Origin of the sequence: Aeromicrobium sp., assembly GCF_050700635.1 — a bacterium.
Lineage (GTDB): Bacteria > Actinomycetota > Actinomycetes > Propionibacteriales > Nocardioidaceae > Aeromicrobium.
Genome location: NZ_JBOHDT010000160.1, coordinates 1 through 14,260 on the forward strand (window position 1 = coordinate 1; position 14,260 = coordinate 14,260).

12 protein-coding genes and 1 pseudogene are annotated in these 14,260 nt (G+C 68.0%); 8 read left to right on the plus strand and 5 right to left on the minus strand.

What is annotated here, in order from left to right; translation table 11 throughout:
* Nucleotides 1-433: pseudogene (acnA, locus tag ACRDPN_RS12000) on the plus strand (aconitate hydratase); the annotation flags it as partial.
* Here acnA and ACRDPN_RS12005 read toward each other — a convergent pair.
* Complete coding sequence (locus tag ACRDPN_RS12005; RefSeq protein WP_431448086.1) at nucleotides 430-624, minus strand: PspC domain-containing protein; 195 nt, start codon at nucleotides 622-624, stop codon at nucleotides 430-432. The pseudogene acnA and the gene ACRDPN_RS12005 overlap by 4 nt on opposite strands.
* A gap of 168 nt (nucleotides 625-792) precedes the next feature.
* On the opposite strand from ACRDPN_RS12005, the gene ACRDPN_RS12010 reads away from it, so the two are divergent.
* From ACRDPN_RS12010 to ACRDPN_RS12035, 6 genes are all read left to right on the plus strand, one after another.
* Entirely contained in the window at nucleotides 793-1,899 is a 1,107-nt protein-coding gene (locus ACRDPN_RS12010; RefSeq protein ID WP_431448089.1) for a flavin-containing monooxygenase, read from the plus strand.
* Between the two features lie 27 nt (nucleotides 1,900-1,926).
* Nucleotides 1,927-3,561, plus strand: a complete 1,635-nt coding sequence (locus ACRDPN_RS12015) for a LuxR C-terminal-related transcriptional regulator (RefSeq protein ID WP_431448092.1) — start codon at nucleotides 1,927-1,929, stop codon at nucleotides 3,559-3,561.
* Between the two features lie 19 nt (nucleotides 3,562-3,580).
* The gene (locus tag ACRDPN_RS12020) at nucleotides 3,581-4,090 is read left to right on the plus strand and encodes a flavin reductase family protein (RefSeq protein ID WP_431448095.1); all 510 of its coding nucleotides are present in this window, start codon (nucleotides 3,581-3,583) and stop codon (nucleotides 4,088-4,090) included.
* A 52-nt stretch (nucleotides 4,091-4,142) separates the two neighbouring features.
* Complete coding sequence (gene dxs, locus ACRDPN_RS12025; protein WP_431448098.1) at nucleotides 4,143-6,023, plus strand: 1-deoxy-D-xylulose-5-phosphate synthase; 1,881 nt, start codon at nucleotides 4,143-4,145, stop codon at nucleotides 6,021-6,023.
* 43 nt (nucleotides 6,024-6,066) lie between these two features.
* A complete protein-coding gene (locus ACRDPN_RS12030) occupies nucleotides 6,067-6,927 on the plus strand; it encodes a PAC2 family protein (RefSeq protein WP_431448101.1) in 861 nt (286 codons plus the stop codon).
* A gap of 178 nt (nucleotides 6,928-7,105) precedes the next feature.
* The gene (locus ACRDPN_RS12035; RefSeq protein ID WP_431448104.1) at nucleotides 7,106-7,951 is read left to right on the plus strand and encodes an acyl-CoA thioesterase; all 846 of its coding nucleotides are present in this window, start codon (nucleotides 7,106-7,108) and stop codon (nucleotides 7,949-7,951) included.
* A 6-nt stretch (nucleotides 7,952-7,957) separates the two neighbouring features.
* On the opposite strand, the gene ACRDPN_RS12040 is transcribed toward ACRDPN_RS12035, so the two are convergent.
* Genes ACRDPN_RS12040 through ACRDPN_RS12050 form a run of 3 tightly spaced genes read right to left on the minus strand, consistent with a single transcriptional unit; the run spans nucleotide 7,958 to nucleotide 12,074 of the window.
* Nucleotides 7,958-9,808 (minus strand): CocE/NonD family hydrolase, encoded by a 1,851-nt coding sequence (locus ACRDPN_RS12040; RefSeq protein WP_431448107.1) that lies wholly within the window; start codon nucleotides 9,806-9,808, stop codon nucleotides 7,958-7,960.
* A 42-nt stretch (nucleotides 9,809-9,850) separates the two neighbouring features.
* Entirely contained in the window at nucleotides 9,851-10,729 is an 879-nt protein-coding gene (locus ACRDPN_RS12045) for a MaoC family dehydratase (RefSeq protein ID WP_431448110.1), read from the minus strand.
* 1 nt (nucleotide 10,730) lies between these two features.
* On the minus strand, nucleotides 10,731-12,074 hold the full coding sequence (locus ACRDPN_RS12050) for a 3-oxoacyl-ACP reductase (protein WP_431448113.1): 1,344 nt from the start codon (nucleotides 12,072-12,074) through the stop codon (nucleotides 10,731-10,733).
* A 155-nt stretch (nucleotides 12,075-12,229) separates the two neighbouring features.
* Here ACRDPN_RS12050 and ACRDPN_RS12055 point away from each other — a divergent pair, with 155 nt between their 5' ends.
* Complete coding sequence (locus ACRDPN_RS12055; protein WP_431448116.1) at nucleotides 12,230-13,588, plus strand: acetyl-CoA C-acetyltransferase; 1,359 nt, start codon at nucleotides 12,230-12,232, stop codon at nucleotides 13,586-13,588.
* A 3-nt stretch (nucleotides 13,589-13,591) separates the two neighbouring features.
* On the opposite strand, the gene ACRDPN_RS12060 is transcribed toward ACRDPN_RS12055, so the two are convergent.
* The gene (locus tag ACRDPN_RS12060; RefSeq protein ID WP_431448119.1) at nucleotides 13,592-14,254 is read right to left on the minus strand and encodes a TetR/AcrR family transcriptional regulator; all 663 of its coding nucleotides are present in this window, start codon (nucleotides 14,252-14,254) and stop codon (nucleotides 13,592-13,594) included.
* Nucleotides 14,255-14,260: the final 6 nt, after the last annotated feature.

The window sequence follows — 14,260 nt, forward strand, 5'->3', positions numbered from 1 at the left end:
CGTGACCACGGTCTTCGAGGCGTCGGAGAAGTACATCGCCGAGGGCGTGCCTCTCGTGGTGCTCGCCGGCAAGGAGTACGGCTCCGGCTCGTCCCGCGACTGGGCCGCCAAGGGCACCGCGCTGCTCGGCGTCAAGGTCGTCATCGCCGAGTCGTACGAGCGCATCCACCGCTCGAACCTCATCGGCATGGGCGTGCTGCCGCTGCAGTATCCGGAGGGTGAGAACGCCGAGTCGCTGGGCCTCACCGGCGAGGAGACGTTCGAGGTCACCGGCATCACCGCGATGAACGAGGGCAACACGCCACGCACCGTGAAAGTCAAGGCCGATGACGTCGAGTTCGACGCCGTCGTCCGGATCGACACCCCCGGCGAGGCGAACTACTACCGGCACGGCGGCATCATGCCGTACGTGCTGCGCAGTCTCCTCGACTAGCTGTCAGCGGGGCCGGGTGGCTTCGGAAGAACGGCCCACATCACAAGGTAGATCACGAACTGCGGTCCGGGAAGGATGCCGGACAGCACGAACACGATCCGGACATTCCGGGTCTTCCAGCCGTACCGCTCGGCGATGCCTGCGCAGACACCACCGATCATGCGGTTGTTCGAACGTGTCAGGGTCGCCATGGCACCGACGATGCCACTGGGCACCACGCGGCAACATCGGTGAGAACCCTGGTTTCCTGCGTCTGCGCCATCCCACCCATGCACCGGATTCCCGAATGGGTGGATCGCCCGATGCGGCGTCAGGGCCGCGATTCCTACCGTGTGAGACCTCATCACCTGGAGGTCATCATGTCTGTCGAACACATCGAGACGCTGATCATCGGAGCCGGCCAAGCCGGGCTCAGCACGGCCTATCACCTGCGGCGCAACGCGCGGGACTGCCTGATCGTGGACGGCAACGACCGCGTGGGCGACGGCTGGCGACGGCAGTGGGACACCCTCAAGCTCTACAGTCCGGCGAGGTATGACGGACTGCCAGGCCTACCGTTCCCGGCACCCCCGTGGTCGTTCCCGGGCAAGGACGAGGTGGGGGACTACTTAGAGTCCTACGCGAAGCACTTCGACCTTCCGGTGCGTCTCGGCACCCGGGTCGATCGGCTCGCCGCCCACGGCGACGGCTACGTGGCCACGGTCGGAGACGACTCGATCTTCGCGGACAACGTCGTCGTCGCCACCGGGACGTTCGGCCGGACTCCGTACGTCCCCGAGTTCGCCGACGAGCTCGACCCGATGATCATGCAGCTCCACTCCAGTGAGTACCGCCGGCCCGCGCAGATGCGCGAGGGAGCGGTCCTGGTGGTTGGCGCTTCGCACTCCGGTGCCGACGTGGCGTACGAAATCGCCGCGGAGCAGCCCACGATCCTGTGCGGCCGCGACCGCGGGCAGATCCCCGTGCGGCTCGAGTCGCCGATGTTCAAGGTCTTCTTCCCGATGTTGGTGTTCGTCTTCAAGCACGTGATGACCAGACGGACCCCAATGGGCCGACACATGATGGAAGAGGTCCGGTTCCACGGTGCGCCGGCACTGCGCGTCAAGGATTCGGACCTGGTCGCGCGCGGTGTCGAGCGGCTTCACGAACGCGTCGTCGGCGTGCAGGACGGCCTTCCCGTCCTCGAGGGTGGTCGGGTCGCCGACGTGTCGAACGTGGTGTGGTGCACCGGCTTTCGTCAGGCCTTCGGATGGATCGACCTGCCGATCCTCGGTGAAGGCGGCTGGCCCGTCGAGATGCGGGGGATCGTCGATGCCGCACCCGGTCTGTACTTCTGCGGACTCGGTTTCCAGTACGCCGCGTCATCGATGCTGATCGCCGGGGCGAACCGCGACGCGGGCTTCATCGCGAACCACATTGTTGAGCGCAGAAGCGCGCCGAGTCGAGCGACGGTCAGATCTGTCTGACGACGGACCGTAGGCGTAGCCTTCCCCATGGAGGTTGCGGTGAACATCGTCGACGAGCTCATCCGGGGTCGAGAGGCGTTCGAGCGGGGCGAATGGACAGCCGCTCGAGACCGATTGTCCGTTCCCGACCTCGCCGAGCTCGAACCCGCCGATCTCCATGCCTTGTCGACCGCGGCTTATTTGGTCGGCGATACGGAGACGAGCGTTCGTGCCCTGCAGCGGTCGTTCCAGGTTTCCAGCGAGCGTGGTGACCACCTTGCCGCATCTCGCGACGCGCTCGAGCTGACCACGCTGCTTCACAATTCGGGCAACCACGCTGCGGCCCAGGGCTGGCATGCGCGGGCCTCACGTCTGTTGGAGTCCGAGGCCGACACCGCTGAGCACGGCTACCTCAGGATGCACGAGATGTTTCACCACGTCTTCGGCGGGCAGGTCGAGACCGCTCACGACCTCGCAGTATCGGTGGCCGAAGCCGGCCGCCGGCACGGTGAACCCGACCTCGTCGCGATCGGCATGGTGTGCCAGGGCCGAATGCTCATCTACCAAGGTCGGGTGCCGGAGGGCCTTGCCCTGTTGGACGAGGCGATGGTCTGCGTTGCGGCCGGCGAAGTCACTTCGATCATGGCAGGCAGGGTCTACTGCGCGATGATCGAGGCCTGCCAGGAGCTGGATGACGTCCGCCGGATGACGGACTGGACCAGGATGCTGTCCACCTGGTGCGAACAGCAACAGGGACTCGCCCAGTACACCGGGCAGGCGGCTGTACACCGGGCCCAGATCATGCGGGCCCAGGGTGCCTGGGCCGACGCGCTCGAAGAGCTCACCCTCGCCGAGGCTCGTTACCAGGAGCTGGGCCTGGGTCGCGCGGTCGGAGAGGTCTACTACGAACGCGGAGAGGTGCTCCGCCTCACAGGTGATCTCGACGCAGCTGCAGCCGCGTACGCCGCGGCCGACGAGCACGGCCATGATCCACAGCCCGGCCTGGCGCTGCTGTGGCTGGGGCAGGGACGAGTCGACGCCGCCGGAGCCGCGGTGAGGAGACAGCTCGATGAGGACCACAACCCCGTACGCCGAAGCCGGGTCATTCCGGTCGCGGTCGAGGTGCTGCTCGCGGCCGGCGACATCGAAGGCGCTTCCGCAGCTGCCGACGAGCTGGAGGAGATCGCCGCCTCCTTTGCCACTCCGGCGCTGTCTGCTTCGGCCGCATACACGCGCGGATCCGTCTGCCTCGCCGTGGACGAGCCATCCGTGGCCTTGCCGCATCTGCGCACGGCATGGCGAGGCTGGCTCAGCCAGGGCGCCCGGTACGAGGCGGCCTGGGCCCGCACCCGCATCGGACAGGCGTTCCGGGCGATGGACGACGAGGACTCGGCTGCTGCGGAGCTCCAGGTGGCTGGGCGGACGTTCGCTGACCTCGGAGCGCCATTGGCACAGCGCGAGGTGGAGCGTCTGCTGGGACGGGCGCGACCGGACGGCCTGACCGCGCGGGAGCTCGAGGTGCTCCGCCTTGTCGCGGCCGGCCGCACCAACCCACAGATCGCAGCCGAGCTTTTCCTCAGTGAGAAGACGGTCGCCCGTCATCTGAGCAACATCTTCGGCAAGACGAACGTGAAGTCGCGCACCGCCGCGGCCGCCTACGCGTTCCAGCACCAACTGGCTTGACCGGCCTACGCTGACAGGTGTGACGATCCACTCCGAGCACCCGTTCGTGCCGCCCGAGGGCGAGCGCGACCCGCTCCGGCGCCTTCGCGGGCACCTGCCGGCTCCGGTGACGGTCTGGGCGGCCGGTTCCGGACGCGAACGGCGCGGCCTCACCGTCTCGTCGCTCCTGGTGGCCGCGGGCGACCCGGCGCACGTGCTGGGGCTGGTCGACGAGGAGTCGAACCTGTGGGACGAGCCACCCACGACGCTCATCGTGAACGTTCTCGGACCCGGCCACACGTACCTCGCCGAGGCGTTCGCCGGCACGGTTCCCGCGCCTGGCGGGCCGTTCACGCTGGGGGAGTGGCGTGAGTCGGAGTGGGGACCGGTGCTCGCCGATGCGTCCGCCTGGCTGGGCGTCCGGCTGGAGTCCGCGCCCCCACGTCATGTCGGCTGGGGAATCCTCCTGGAGGGAGTCGTGGAGCACGTGGAGACGAGCTCGGCGGAGGTCCTCACCCACGTTCGCGGTCGATATGTCGACGGGTCCTGAGAGCGCTCCTGACCACCCCCGCGGGTTGATCCGCACTCGTTAGACTGACCCAATGGCCGTGCTCGACACCCTCACCGGACCTGCCGACCTACGGCAGATGTCCGACGAGGAGCTCACCCGCCTCGCTGAGGAGATCCGCGAGCTCCTGATCTGCACGGTCGCCGCCAACGGCGGCCATCTCGGCCCCAACCTCGGTGTCGTCGAGCTCGGCATGGCCATCCACCGGGTCTTCGACTCCCCGCGCGACCGCATCGTCTGGGACACCGGCCACCAGTCGTACGTCCACAAGATGCTCACCGGTCGTGCCGGCGAGTTCTCCACGCTGCGCAAGGAGGGAGGGCTGTCCGGCTACCCGTGCCAGGGCGAGTCCGAGCACGACTGGGTCGAGAACTCGCACGCCTCCACGAGCCTGTCGTACGCGGACGGGATGGCGAAGGCCAACCAGATTCTCGGCAAGGACGACCACGTCGTCGCGGTCATCGGCGACGGCGCTCTCACCGGCGGCATGGCGTGGGAGGCACTCAACAACATCGCCGCCGGCCAGGACCGCCGCCTCGTCGTCGTGGTGAACGACAACGGCCGGTCCTACACGCCGACTGTGGGCGGACTGGCGAACAGACTGACTGAGATCCGCACCAACCCCAGGTATGAGCCGGCGCTCAGCGCCATCAAGGACCGCCTCAACCGCACCCGTGCGGTCGGTCCGGCCTTTTACGATGCCCTGCACGCCATCAAGAAGGGCATCAAGGACGCGCTCGCGCCGCAGGGGATGTTCGAGGACCTCGGGCTCAAGTACATCGGTCCGGTCGACGGCCACGACCGGCCGTCGCTCGAGCACGCACTGGCGCAGGCCCGCAGGTTCGGCGGCCCCGTGCTCGTGCACGCCATCACCACCAAGGGCCAGGGCTACGACATCGCGGTCGCCAACGAGAACGACCAGATGCACCAGGCGCCGCCGTTCGACCGCGAGACCGGCGACGCCACCGCCGTGGCGCCGGCCGGCTGGACCTCGGTGTTCCGCGACGAGATCGTGCGCATCGCCGACGAGCGTCCCGACGTCGTCGGCATCACCGCCGCGATGCTCTATCCGGTCGGTCTCGATGCGTTCGCCGACAAGTTCCCCGACCGCGTGTTCGACGTCGGCATCGCCGAACAGCACGCAGTCACCAGCGCCGCGGGCATGGCGATGGCCGGGCTGCACCCCGTCGTCGCCGTCTACGCCACGTTCCTCAACCGGGCCTTCGACCAGGTGCTGCTCGACGTCGCGCTACACAAGTGCGGCGTCACATTCGTGCTCGACCGCGCTGGCGTCACGGGTGACGACGGCGCCAGCCACAACGGCATGTGGGACATGTCGCTGCTGCAGATCGTGCCCCGCCTGCGTCTCGCGGCACCGCGCGACGGCTCCCAGCTGCGCGAGCTGCTGCGCGAGGCCGTCGACGTCGACGACGCACCCACGGTCGTGCGGTTCGCCAAGGGTGCGGTCGGTCCCGACGTACCCGCGCTCGAGCGCCTCGGCGTGGCCGACGTGCTTGCCAGCGACGAGTCCCCAGACGTCTTCGTGCTGGCCGCCGGGTGTCTCGCCCAGACCGCCCTTGACGCGGCTGCGATCGTCCGGGGTTCCGGCCTCGGCGTCACCGTCGTCGATCCCCGGTGGGTCAAACCGTTCGACCCGGCCGTCGTCGAGCTCGCGGCCCAGCACCGGCTCGTGGTCACGGTCGAGGACAACGGACGTCAGGGTGGCGTCGGCGCGGCCTTCACCCAGGCCCTTCGCGACGCCGGAGCTGAGGTTCCGGTGCGCGTCCACGGCGTCGAGCAGGAGTTCCTCGACCACGCCAAACGCGACGTCATCCTCGGACGGCTCGGTCTCACCCCCGACGCGATCGCCGACGACATCCTGGCCGCGCTCGGGCGGAATAAGCCGGACGCGTGAGGCGCTGACGATGAAGTGGTTTTCCCGACGTGATGACGAACCCGTGAATCCGTCCGAGCGACCTGTCCTCATCCATGCTCTCGACGGTTTCCTGACCGCTGGAGCTGCTCCGCGTCTCGCGGCCACCCAGCTCCGCACGGGCCATGGCGAGGTGGTGTGTCGCTTCGATCTCGACAAGCTCTACGACTTCCGGGCCCGTCGTCCGTTCATCACGTTCCGGTCCGACCACTACCAGGACTACGAGGACCCTTCGCTCGAGATCGTGCTCGAGCACGACGACGGCGGAACCCCGTACCTGCTGCTCTCCGGACCCGAGCCCGACTTCCGGTGGGAGTCGTTCGTCGACGGTGTCCAGGAGGTCGTCGAGGAGTTCAACGTTCCGCTCACCCTCGGGCTCGGTGCGGTGCCGATGGGGGTCCCGCACACCCGTCCGCCCATGATCACCGCGCACGGTTCGCGACCCGAGCTCGTCGACCGCAAGAACCTGTGGTCGGCCGAGGTGCGAGTGCCGTCATCGGTTCAGGCACTGCTGGAGTACCGGTTCGCGCAGCGGGGTCTCGATGCCGCCGGTTACGTCGTCCACGTGCCGCACTACCTCGCGCAGGTCGACTACCCGACCGCCGCCGTGGCCCTGCTCGATGCTGTGGTTGACCGGCTCGGCCTGCAGCTCGACTACGAGACGCTGCGCGCCTCCCAGGGCGAGGCGCTGGCCGAGATCGAGCAGCAGATCGCCGCGCAGGACGGCGAGGACGTCCTGTCGGGTCTGGAGGAACAGTACGACGCCTTCACCCGCGGAGCCGCGCAGTCGCTGCTCGCCGAGGACGAGTCGATCCCGAGCGGCGAGGAGCTGGCCGACCAGTTCGAGAAGTTCCTTGCCCGCCAGCGCAAGAACAACGAGCACTAATCGCTCGCGAGAGAGAAATTCACCCCTCGCGAGAGACTTCCTACCCGGTCGCGAGAAAGTCATACACTCCTCTCGAGATTTCCCGTCGTGGCAGCAGTCACGTTCTCTCTCGCGGGCGGTGAATTTTTCTCTCGCGACGGGTGAGTTTCTCTCCCGTGAGCGTGGGTAGGGTGTGGCCGTGCCTGCGACGCTGACGGAGCTCATCGACCTGCTCGACCTCGAGAAGCTCGACGAGGGCTTGTTCCGCGGACGGCAGCTGGACGACACGGGCTTCATCCGCGTGTTCGGCGGACAGGTCGCCGCGCAGGCGCTCGTGGCAGCACAGCTCACTGCACCGGAGGAGCGTCACGTCCACTCGCTGCACAGCTACTTCCTGCTCGGCGGCGACCTGAGCATCCCGATCATCTACGACGTCGAGAACGTCCGCGACGGCGGTTCGTTCACCACTCGACGGGTCGCCGCACGGCAGCATGGCGCGATCATCTTCTACATGACCGTCTCGTTCCAGAAGGTCGAGGACGGGTTCGACCACCAGGACGAGATGCCGGACGTCCCGTCGCCCGACGAGTGCACACCGATGCCCGACATCATCCGCACCATCAATCCCGAGGCCGCCGACTGGTGGGTCAAGGAGTGGTCGGCGATCGACGCCAGGCTCGTCACCGCCGGCGACGACCCGGCGACGCAGCGCCTGTGGTTCCGGTTCGCGGGCACGCTGCCGGACGACCGCCGGCTGCGCAACGCCGTGCTCACGTACTTCTCCGATCTCACGTTGCTCGGCCCCACGCTCATCCCGCACGGCCGGCTGATCGGCTCCCCCGACATGCAGGTGGCATCGCTCGACCACACCATCTGGTTCCACCGGCCGACCGAGGCCAACCAGTGGTTCCTCTACGACCAGCACTCGCCGTCGGCGTCACGCGCCCGCGGGCTCGCCATCGGCCGGGTGTTCAGCGAGGACGGCGACATGCTCGCGACCATCGCCCAGGAGGGCCTCATCCGCCGGGTGAACCCGGCCGACTGAGCACCGTCAGGGAACTGTCGGGAGCGTCAGCTCCGACGGGTACTTGTCGGACGCGTGCACCTTCATCACGGTGAGCGAGCCCGGCGCGAGACCGAGCGATGGCAGCAGGTGGGGAACGTCGAACGCCTGCACGGCCAGCCGGAGCTTGTGCCCGGGCTGGATCGTGGCGGCGGTCGGGAAGACCTCGACGTCGATCGGGGCTACCTCGCCCGGCGCGAGCCGCTTCTGCGCCTCCCGCGTGAACGGGTGATAGGGCTGGATGATCTTCCCGTCGAGGGTGCGGGTGCGTGAGTCGTCGAGCGTGCGGTGCGAGATGACCTGCCAGCCACCGGTCAGACGACTGACCGTGCCGTCGGGTGCGACGTCCTCCACGGCCACCGAGAGCATGCCGTCACCGCTGTTGCTGGACGTGAAGAGATGCGCGTTGATCGGCCCCTGGATCTGCACCGGCGACGTGACCGGCTCGGTCTCGAACACCACCCCGAGCTTGTCGTTCAACGCGTTGTTCTTCAGGCACGGGTTGTCGAATCCGGAGGAGTTCATCACCCCGGCCGTCCACTGGTTGGCCGAGCGGGTGCACAAACCGGCGACCGGGACCGGAAGGACGTCCGACGTGCCGTCGCTCACCGCCTCGGTGGTGAGTCCGCCCGGCTCGGCGATGGTGGCCGAGCCGGAGAGCCGGAAGCTCGTGGCGCGCTGGTCCTCGATCCAGTTGGACGAGGTGGTCCAGGTGTCCGGGCCCTGGTCGAAGTAGGTCAGGTTCGGGATGTCGGAGTCGAGCGCGGGATCGGGGGAGTCCTTGAGGTAGTGGTCGAACCAGCGGAGCTGCAGATCGGCGAGCGACCCGTAGCCCGCGTCGCCCACTTTCTCCCCGGACGAGCCCTCCACGTGGTCCCACGGCCCAACGATCATCTTCGTCGGGACGCCACGCTTGCGGAGGTTCTCGAACAGCAGGGGAGTGCCGCGCTGGAAGAGGTCGTGCTCGCCGCCGATGAAGAACGTCGGCACGTCGACCTGGTCGATCACGTTGATGACCGAGCGTTCGGCGTAGAACGGCCCGTCGTAGTTCGGGTCGCCGCCGAGGGCAGCGGTGATGAGGAGTGGGGACGTGAAGGCCCCGGCGGTCATGATGCGGTCGACCAGCACCCCGATCGTCGACGCCGGGTCGGAGGCCGCATAGGCCGGCGGAAGGATTCCGGTGGTGGTGATCAGTCCGAGCCACAACGGGATGAATCCGACGTCCAGCTGGCCGCCGGATGCCACGACGTCGCGGTAGACGTCGGCGCCAGGGACCTGCGGGAAGATGGCCTTCAGGCCAGCAGGTTTGGCCGAGGCGGCAAACAGCTGGCTGATGCCCATGTAGGAGGCGCCACTCATACCGGTGATGCCGTTGCTCCAGGGCTGCGAGTGCGCCCAGGTCATGATCTCGCTGGAGTCCTTGTTCTCGCGGGCGCTGAACGCCGCCCAGCGGCCGCCCGACGACCCGGTGCCTCGCGCGTCGACGACGACCTGGACGTAGCCGCGCTTGACCAGGTGGTTCGGATCCGGTCCCGCGAGTCCGCCGGCCCCGCCGGCGATGACGGTCTTGTTGTACGCCGTGATCGTGACGATCACGGGGAGCTTCATGTCGACGGCTTGGCCCGCCGCATCCGCGGGACGCGTGACGTCGGCGCGCAGCACGGTGCCGTCGGACATGCGGATCGGCACGTCGGTCTGCCTGGCCGTCTTCGGGTGGTCCTCGGGCCTCGGCTCCCAGCTGCTTCCGGCCGCCTGGGCGGGAGCCGGGCCGCCCAGCGTCAGGCCGCTCAGCACCAAGGCCGACGCGAGCAGTCGGGCCAAGGTCGGTCGATCACGCATACGTGTTCCTCCAGCGACTGTAACGACGAGTTACAGGGAGCGTTACGCAGGCGCGATGCGACCGACCAGGTGCGTGGACGGCTTGCGGGTACTCGTGACGCCAAGCGTGATGACGTTTCCGTCGATGTTGCTGCCGAACACGACCGTGCTCGGGAGCAGGATCGGCTTCTTGAACTCGACGTCGATCGTGAAGGCGTTCGGCAGCTTGTTCTGCAGCGCGGCCAGTGCGTGCGCCTTGGTCCACATGCCGTGAGCGATGTTCCGCGGGAACCCGAAGGCCTTCGCGGTGATCGGGTACAGGTGGATGGGGTTGCGGTCGCCCGACACGGCGCCGTACCGCCGGCCGAGGTCGCCCGCCAGCTTCCAGTGAACGACACCGTCGGGAGCCTCGACTCCCGCGAGCGGAGGCGTGCTGTTCTCCGTGCCGCCGTCGCGGCCGCGAGAGAGCAGCGTGGTGACCTCGTCCCACACGACCACCCCGTCGATGCTGACGGTCGTGACGACGTCGACCAGGCGCCCCTTGCTGTGCGGGCGGAGGTCGGCGGCCCGGACCGAGATGTCGAACGTCTCGTCGACGCCGATCGGACGGTGCTGCGTGATGCTGTTTCGCAGGTGCACCAGGCCCATGGGGGCGAACGGGAACGCGGTGTCGGTCATCAGGGCCATGTGCAGCGCGAAGGCCGCCATGTGCGGGTAGGTGGCCGGCAGGTTGTTGCTTCGGGGGAAGCCGCAGACCTCGTTGTACTGCTCCAGATGACCTGGCTTCGTCGAGACGTTCCGTCGTTCCAGGGTCAGGTCCGGCACCGAGCCGCTGCCGTGCTTGATACCGGGGAGCTCGCCGACCACGGGGATCGCCGGCAGGACGGCCTTCAGCATCAGTGGCGCAGTGGACGGCGCCTTGTCGAACGACCGCGTCGTCATGTCAGGCACCCAGCAGGCTCTGACCGCAGACGCGGACGACGTTGCCGGACACGGCCGACGACCCCGGGTTGGCGTACCAAGCGATGGCCTCGGCGACGTCGATCGGCAGGCCGCCCTGCGACATGGAGTTCATCCTGCGGCCGGCCTCGCGGATCCCCAGGGGGATCGTTTTCACCATCTCCGTCTCGATGAATCCCGGGGCGATCGCGTTGGCGGTGATGCCGTCCTTGGCCACCCGTTTGCTCAGCGACTGGATCCACCCGATGACGCCGGCCTTGGCCGTGCCGTAGTTGGTCTGTCCGTTGTTGCCGGCGATGCCGGCGATGGACGAGATGCCCACGATGCGGCCGCCCTCGCGGATCAGGCCCTGGTCGAGCAGCTCGTCGGTGATGCGCTGAGGAGCGCCGACACTGATGTCGACGACGAGCGCGAAGTTCTCCGGCTTCATGTTGCGCAACCGCTTGTCGCGGGTGATGCCGGCGTTGTGCACGATGATGTCGACCCCGCCGTGGTTGTTCTTGAAATAGGCGGCGATCTCCTCGGGCGCGTCCGCGGCGGTGATGTCGAGCGAGATGGCACCGCCACCGAGCTCGTCGGTAAGCGCCTTCAGGTCCGCCTCGAGCGGCGGGATGTCGAGTCCGACGACGGTGGCGCCGTCGCGGTGGAGCGCACGGATCTCGGCGGCACCCAGACCCCGCGACGCGCCGGTGACGAGAGCGACCTTGCCGGCCAGCGGCTTGGCGGGGTCGCCCGCCTTGTCGGCGTCCTTGAGGTCGGTGAGCCCGATGCGGATGACCTGACCGGACACGTAGGCCGACTTGGGGGAGAGCAGGAACTCCAGGGTGGAGCCGATTGACGACTCCGCACCCTTCGCGACGTAGACGAGGTTGACGGAGCTGCCGTTGCCGACCTCCTTGGCCAGCGAACGGGTGAAGCCCTCGAGTGCACGCTGGGCGAGGGCCGCTGCTTCGGACACGGCTTCGTCGGGGAGCGCTCCGAGGACGACGACCCGTCCACACGCCTCCAGCTGACGCAGCACGGGTGTGAAGAACTCCTGCAGCGACACGAGCCCCTCGCTTGAGTCGATGCTTGAAGCGTCGAACACCAGCCCCTTGTACTTCTTGGTGCCCGACGGGACGCCGGTGGCCCCGATCCTGGCCGCCTTGAGGGCCGCAGTGACGGCCTTGGCGACGGGTGTCTGGGTGGCCGCGCCGGTCAGGACCGTGCCCTTGACCAGAGGGCCGCCCTCGTAGCGCTCGAGGTAGGGCGGGTTCGGCAGTCCGAGGTTCTTGACCACGAACTTGCCGATCGGGTTGTGGGCCAGGTCCTGGTAACGATCCGTCATGGCCGGATGTGTCCTATCTCTCGCATACCATCGGTATCTGAATGTCTCGTGGAACTGTAACCTCGTGTGACAGGGCCAGTCCACCTGTGTGGTGAGGCGCACACGCCCACATCGTCCCAGACTGAGAACGATCCACGAACAGCAAGGAGCACGTCATGGCGGACACGTCGCCGACGAAGAAGACCGCACAGAAGGCAGCCGCCAAGGCGGCGTCCGCCCTGAGTGGCCCCACCCCGGCTGGCTCCGTCCGCCCGGTCGCCGTGATCGGTGGCAACCGCATTCCGTTCGCGCGCTCGAACACGGTCTACACCAACGTGTCCAACCAGGACATGCTCACCGCTGCCCTCGACGGGCTCGTCGAGCGCCACGGGCTCGAGGGCGAGCGCGCCGGCGAGTTCGTCGCCGGCGCCGTGCTCAAGCACAGCCGCGACTTCAATCTCGCTCGTGAGACCGTGCTCGGCTCCCGCCTGTCGGCCGAGACGCCGGCCGCCGACATCCAGCAAGCCTGTGACACCGGCATCCAGGCCACCATCCAGGTCGCCAACAAGATCGCGCTCGGCAAGATCGAGTTCGGTATCGCCGGCGGCGCCGACACCACCTCCGACGCGCCGCTGGCGGTCGGCGACAAACTCCGCAAGATCCTGCTCGAGGCCAACAACGCCAAGGACAACAAGGGCCGTCTCGCAGCGGTCGCGAAGATCCGTCCCGGGCATCTCATCCCCGACCAGCCGCGCAACGCCGAACCCCGCACTGGGTTGTCGATGGGCGACAGTCAGGCCATCACCACCAAGGAGTGGGGCATCACCCGCGAGGCCCAGGACGAGCTCGCGGTGAAGTCGCACCAGAACCTGGCCGCGTCCTATGACGAGGGCTGGCAGGACGACCTGGTCACGCCGTACCTGGGCGTCGAGCGCGACAACAACATGCGCGCCGACTCCTCGATGGAGAAGCTCGCCACGCTCAAGGCCGTCTTCGGCAAAGGCGAGGGTGCCAGCATGACGGCGGCCAACTCCACGCCCTTGTCCGACGGTGCCTCCACCGTGCTGCTCGCTTCCGACGAGGAGGCCGAGCGTCGCGGCTGGACCCCGCTCGCGTACCTCGTCGACTATGAGACCGCCGCCGTCGACTACGTCAGCGGCGCCGAGGGCCTGCTGATGGCGCCGGTCTACGCGGTGCCGCGGATGCTCGCGCGCCAGGGACTGTCCCTGCAGGACTTCGACTACTACGAGATCCACGAGGCCTTCGCCGGGCAGGTGCTCACCACGCTCGCGGCGTGGGAGGACCCCGCGTTCTGCAAGGAGAAGCTGGGTCTCGACGAGCCGCTCGGGTCGATCGACCGGAGCAAGCTCAACGTCAAGGGATCGTCGCTCGCCGCCGCGCACCCGTTCGCGGCCACCGGCGGGCGCATCGTTGCCAATCTGGCCAAGCTGCTGCACGAGAAGGGATCGGGCCGCGGCCTGATCTCGATCTGCGCGGCCGGCGGCCAGGGCGTCGTCGCGATCCTGGAGGCGTAGAGCTCAGGACACCGGGGCAGGTCCCCGCGCCATCGCGCAGGCGGCTTGGGCGACGTACTCCTTCACCTCGTCGAACGACACCGGATCGACCCGGGGATGGCCGGGGTCGAGAGCGCGTACGGAGATCCGCAAGGTGGCCAGGTTCAGCACGCCCAGAGCCTGGGTGTAGAAGATGTTGGCGACGAGGTCGGGGTTCGGGACGTCGAACACGCCCTCCTTCGTGCCGTCCTCGAGCACGCTCACGACATGTGCGGTGCATGCGGTCATGGACCGTCCGAGCCGGAACATCGCCGGCTCGCTGACTTCCGCCATCAGCTCGTCCCCTCGACGCCGGAGCAACGCTTGGGCGCAGTCGACGAAGGCTGGGTATCTCTCGCCGTAGTCGAGGAAGGCGTTGGTGATCGCGATCAGCCGTTCAGAGGGATCCTTCGAGGACTCGGCAGCCTCCTCCAGCTCGACGTCGAGCTCATCCAGGTAGCCGACGAGCGCCATCGCGAAGAGCTCCTCCTTGCCAGAGAAGTGCCGGTAGATGATGGCCCGGTTGATACCGACGGCCTTCGCGATGTCCTCGATCTGGGCATCACGCACTCCTCGTTCGTCGAACAGGTTGCGCGTGGCCGCGAGGATCTCCTGGCGACGAGCTGCGCGGCGATCTGATGAAGGCATGCGGCC

Bases quoted from the DNA above. Each gene is read 5' to 3' on its own strand.
- ACRDPN_RS12005 (WP_431448086.1), bottom strand. From the start codon at position 624: ATGGCGACCCTGACACGTTCGAACAACCGCATGATCGGTGGTGTCTGC.
- ACRDPN_RS12010 (WP_431448089.1), top strand. From the start codon at position 793: ATGTCTGTCGAACACATCGAGACGCTGATCATCGGAGCCGGCCAAGCC.
- ACRDPN_RS12015 (WP_431448092.1), top strand. From the start codon at position 1,927: ATGGAGGTTGCGGTGAACATCGTCGACGAGCTCATCCGGGGTCGAGAG.
- dxs (WP_431448098.1), top strand. From the start codon at position 4,143: ATGGCCGTGCTCGACACCCTCACCGGACCTGCCGACCTACGGCAGATG.
- ACRDPN_RS12040 (WP_431448107.1), bottom strand. From the start codon at position 9,808: ATGCGTGATCGACCGACCTTGGCCCGACTGCTCGCGTCGGCCTTGGTG.
- ACRDPN_RS12045 (WP_431448110.1), bottom strand. From the start codon at position 10,729: ATGACGACGCGGTCGTTCGACAAGGCGCCGTCCACTGCGCCACTGATG.
- ACRDPN_RS12050 (WP_431448113.1), bottom strand. From the start codon at position 12,074: ATGACGGATCGTTACCAGGACCTGGCCCACAACCCGATCGGCAAGTTC.
- ACRDPN_RS12055 (WP_431448116.1), top strand. From the start codon at position 12,230: ATGGCGGACACGTCGCCGACGAAGAAGACCGCACAGAAGGCAGCCGCC.
- ACRDPN_RS12060 (WP_431448119.1), bottom strand. From the start codon at position 14,254: ATGCCTTCATCAGATCGCCGCGCAGCTCGTCGCCAGGAGATCCTCGCG.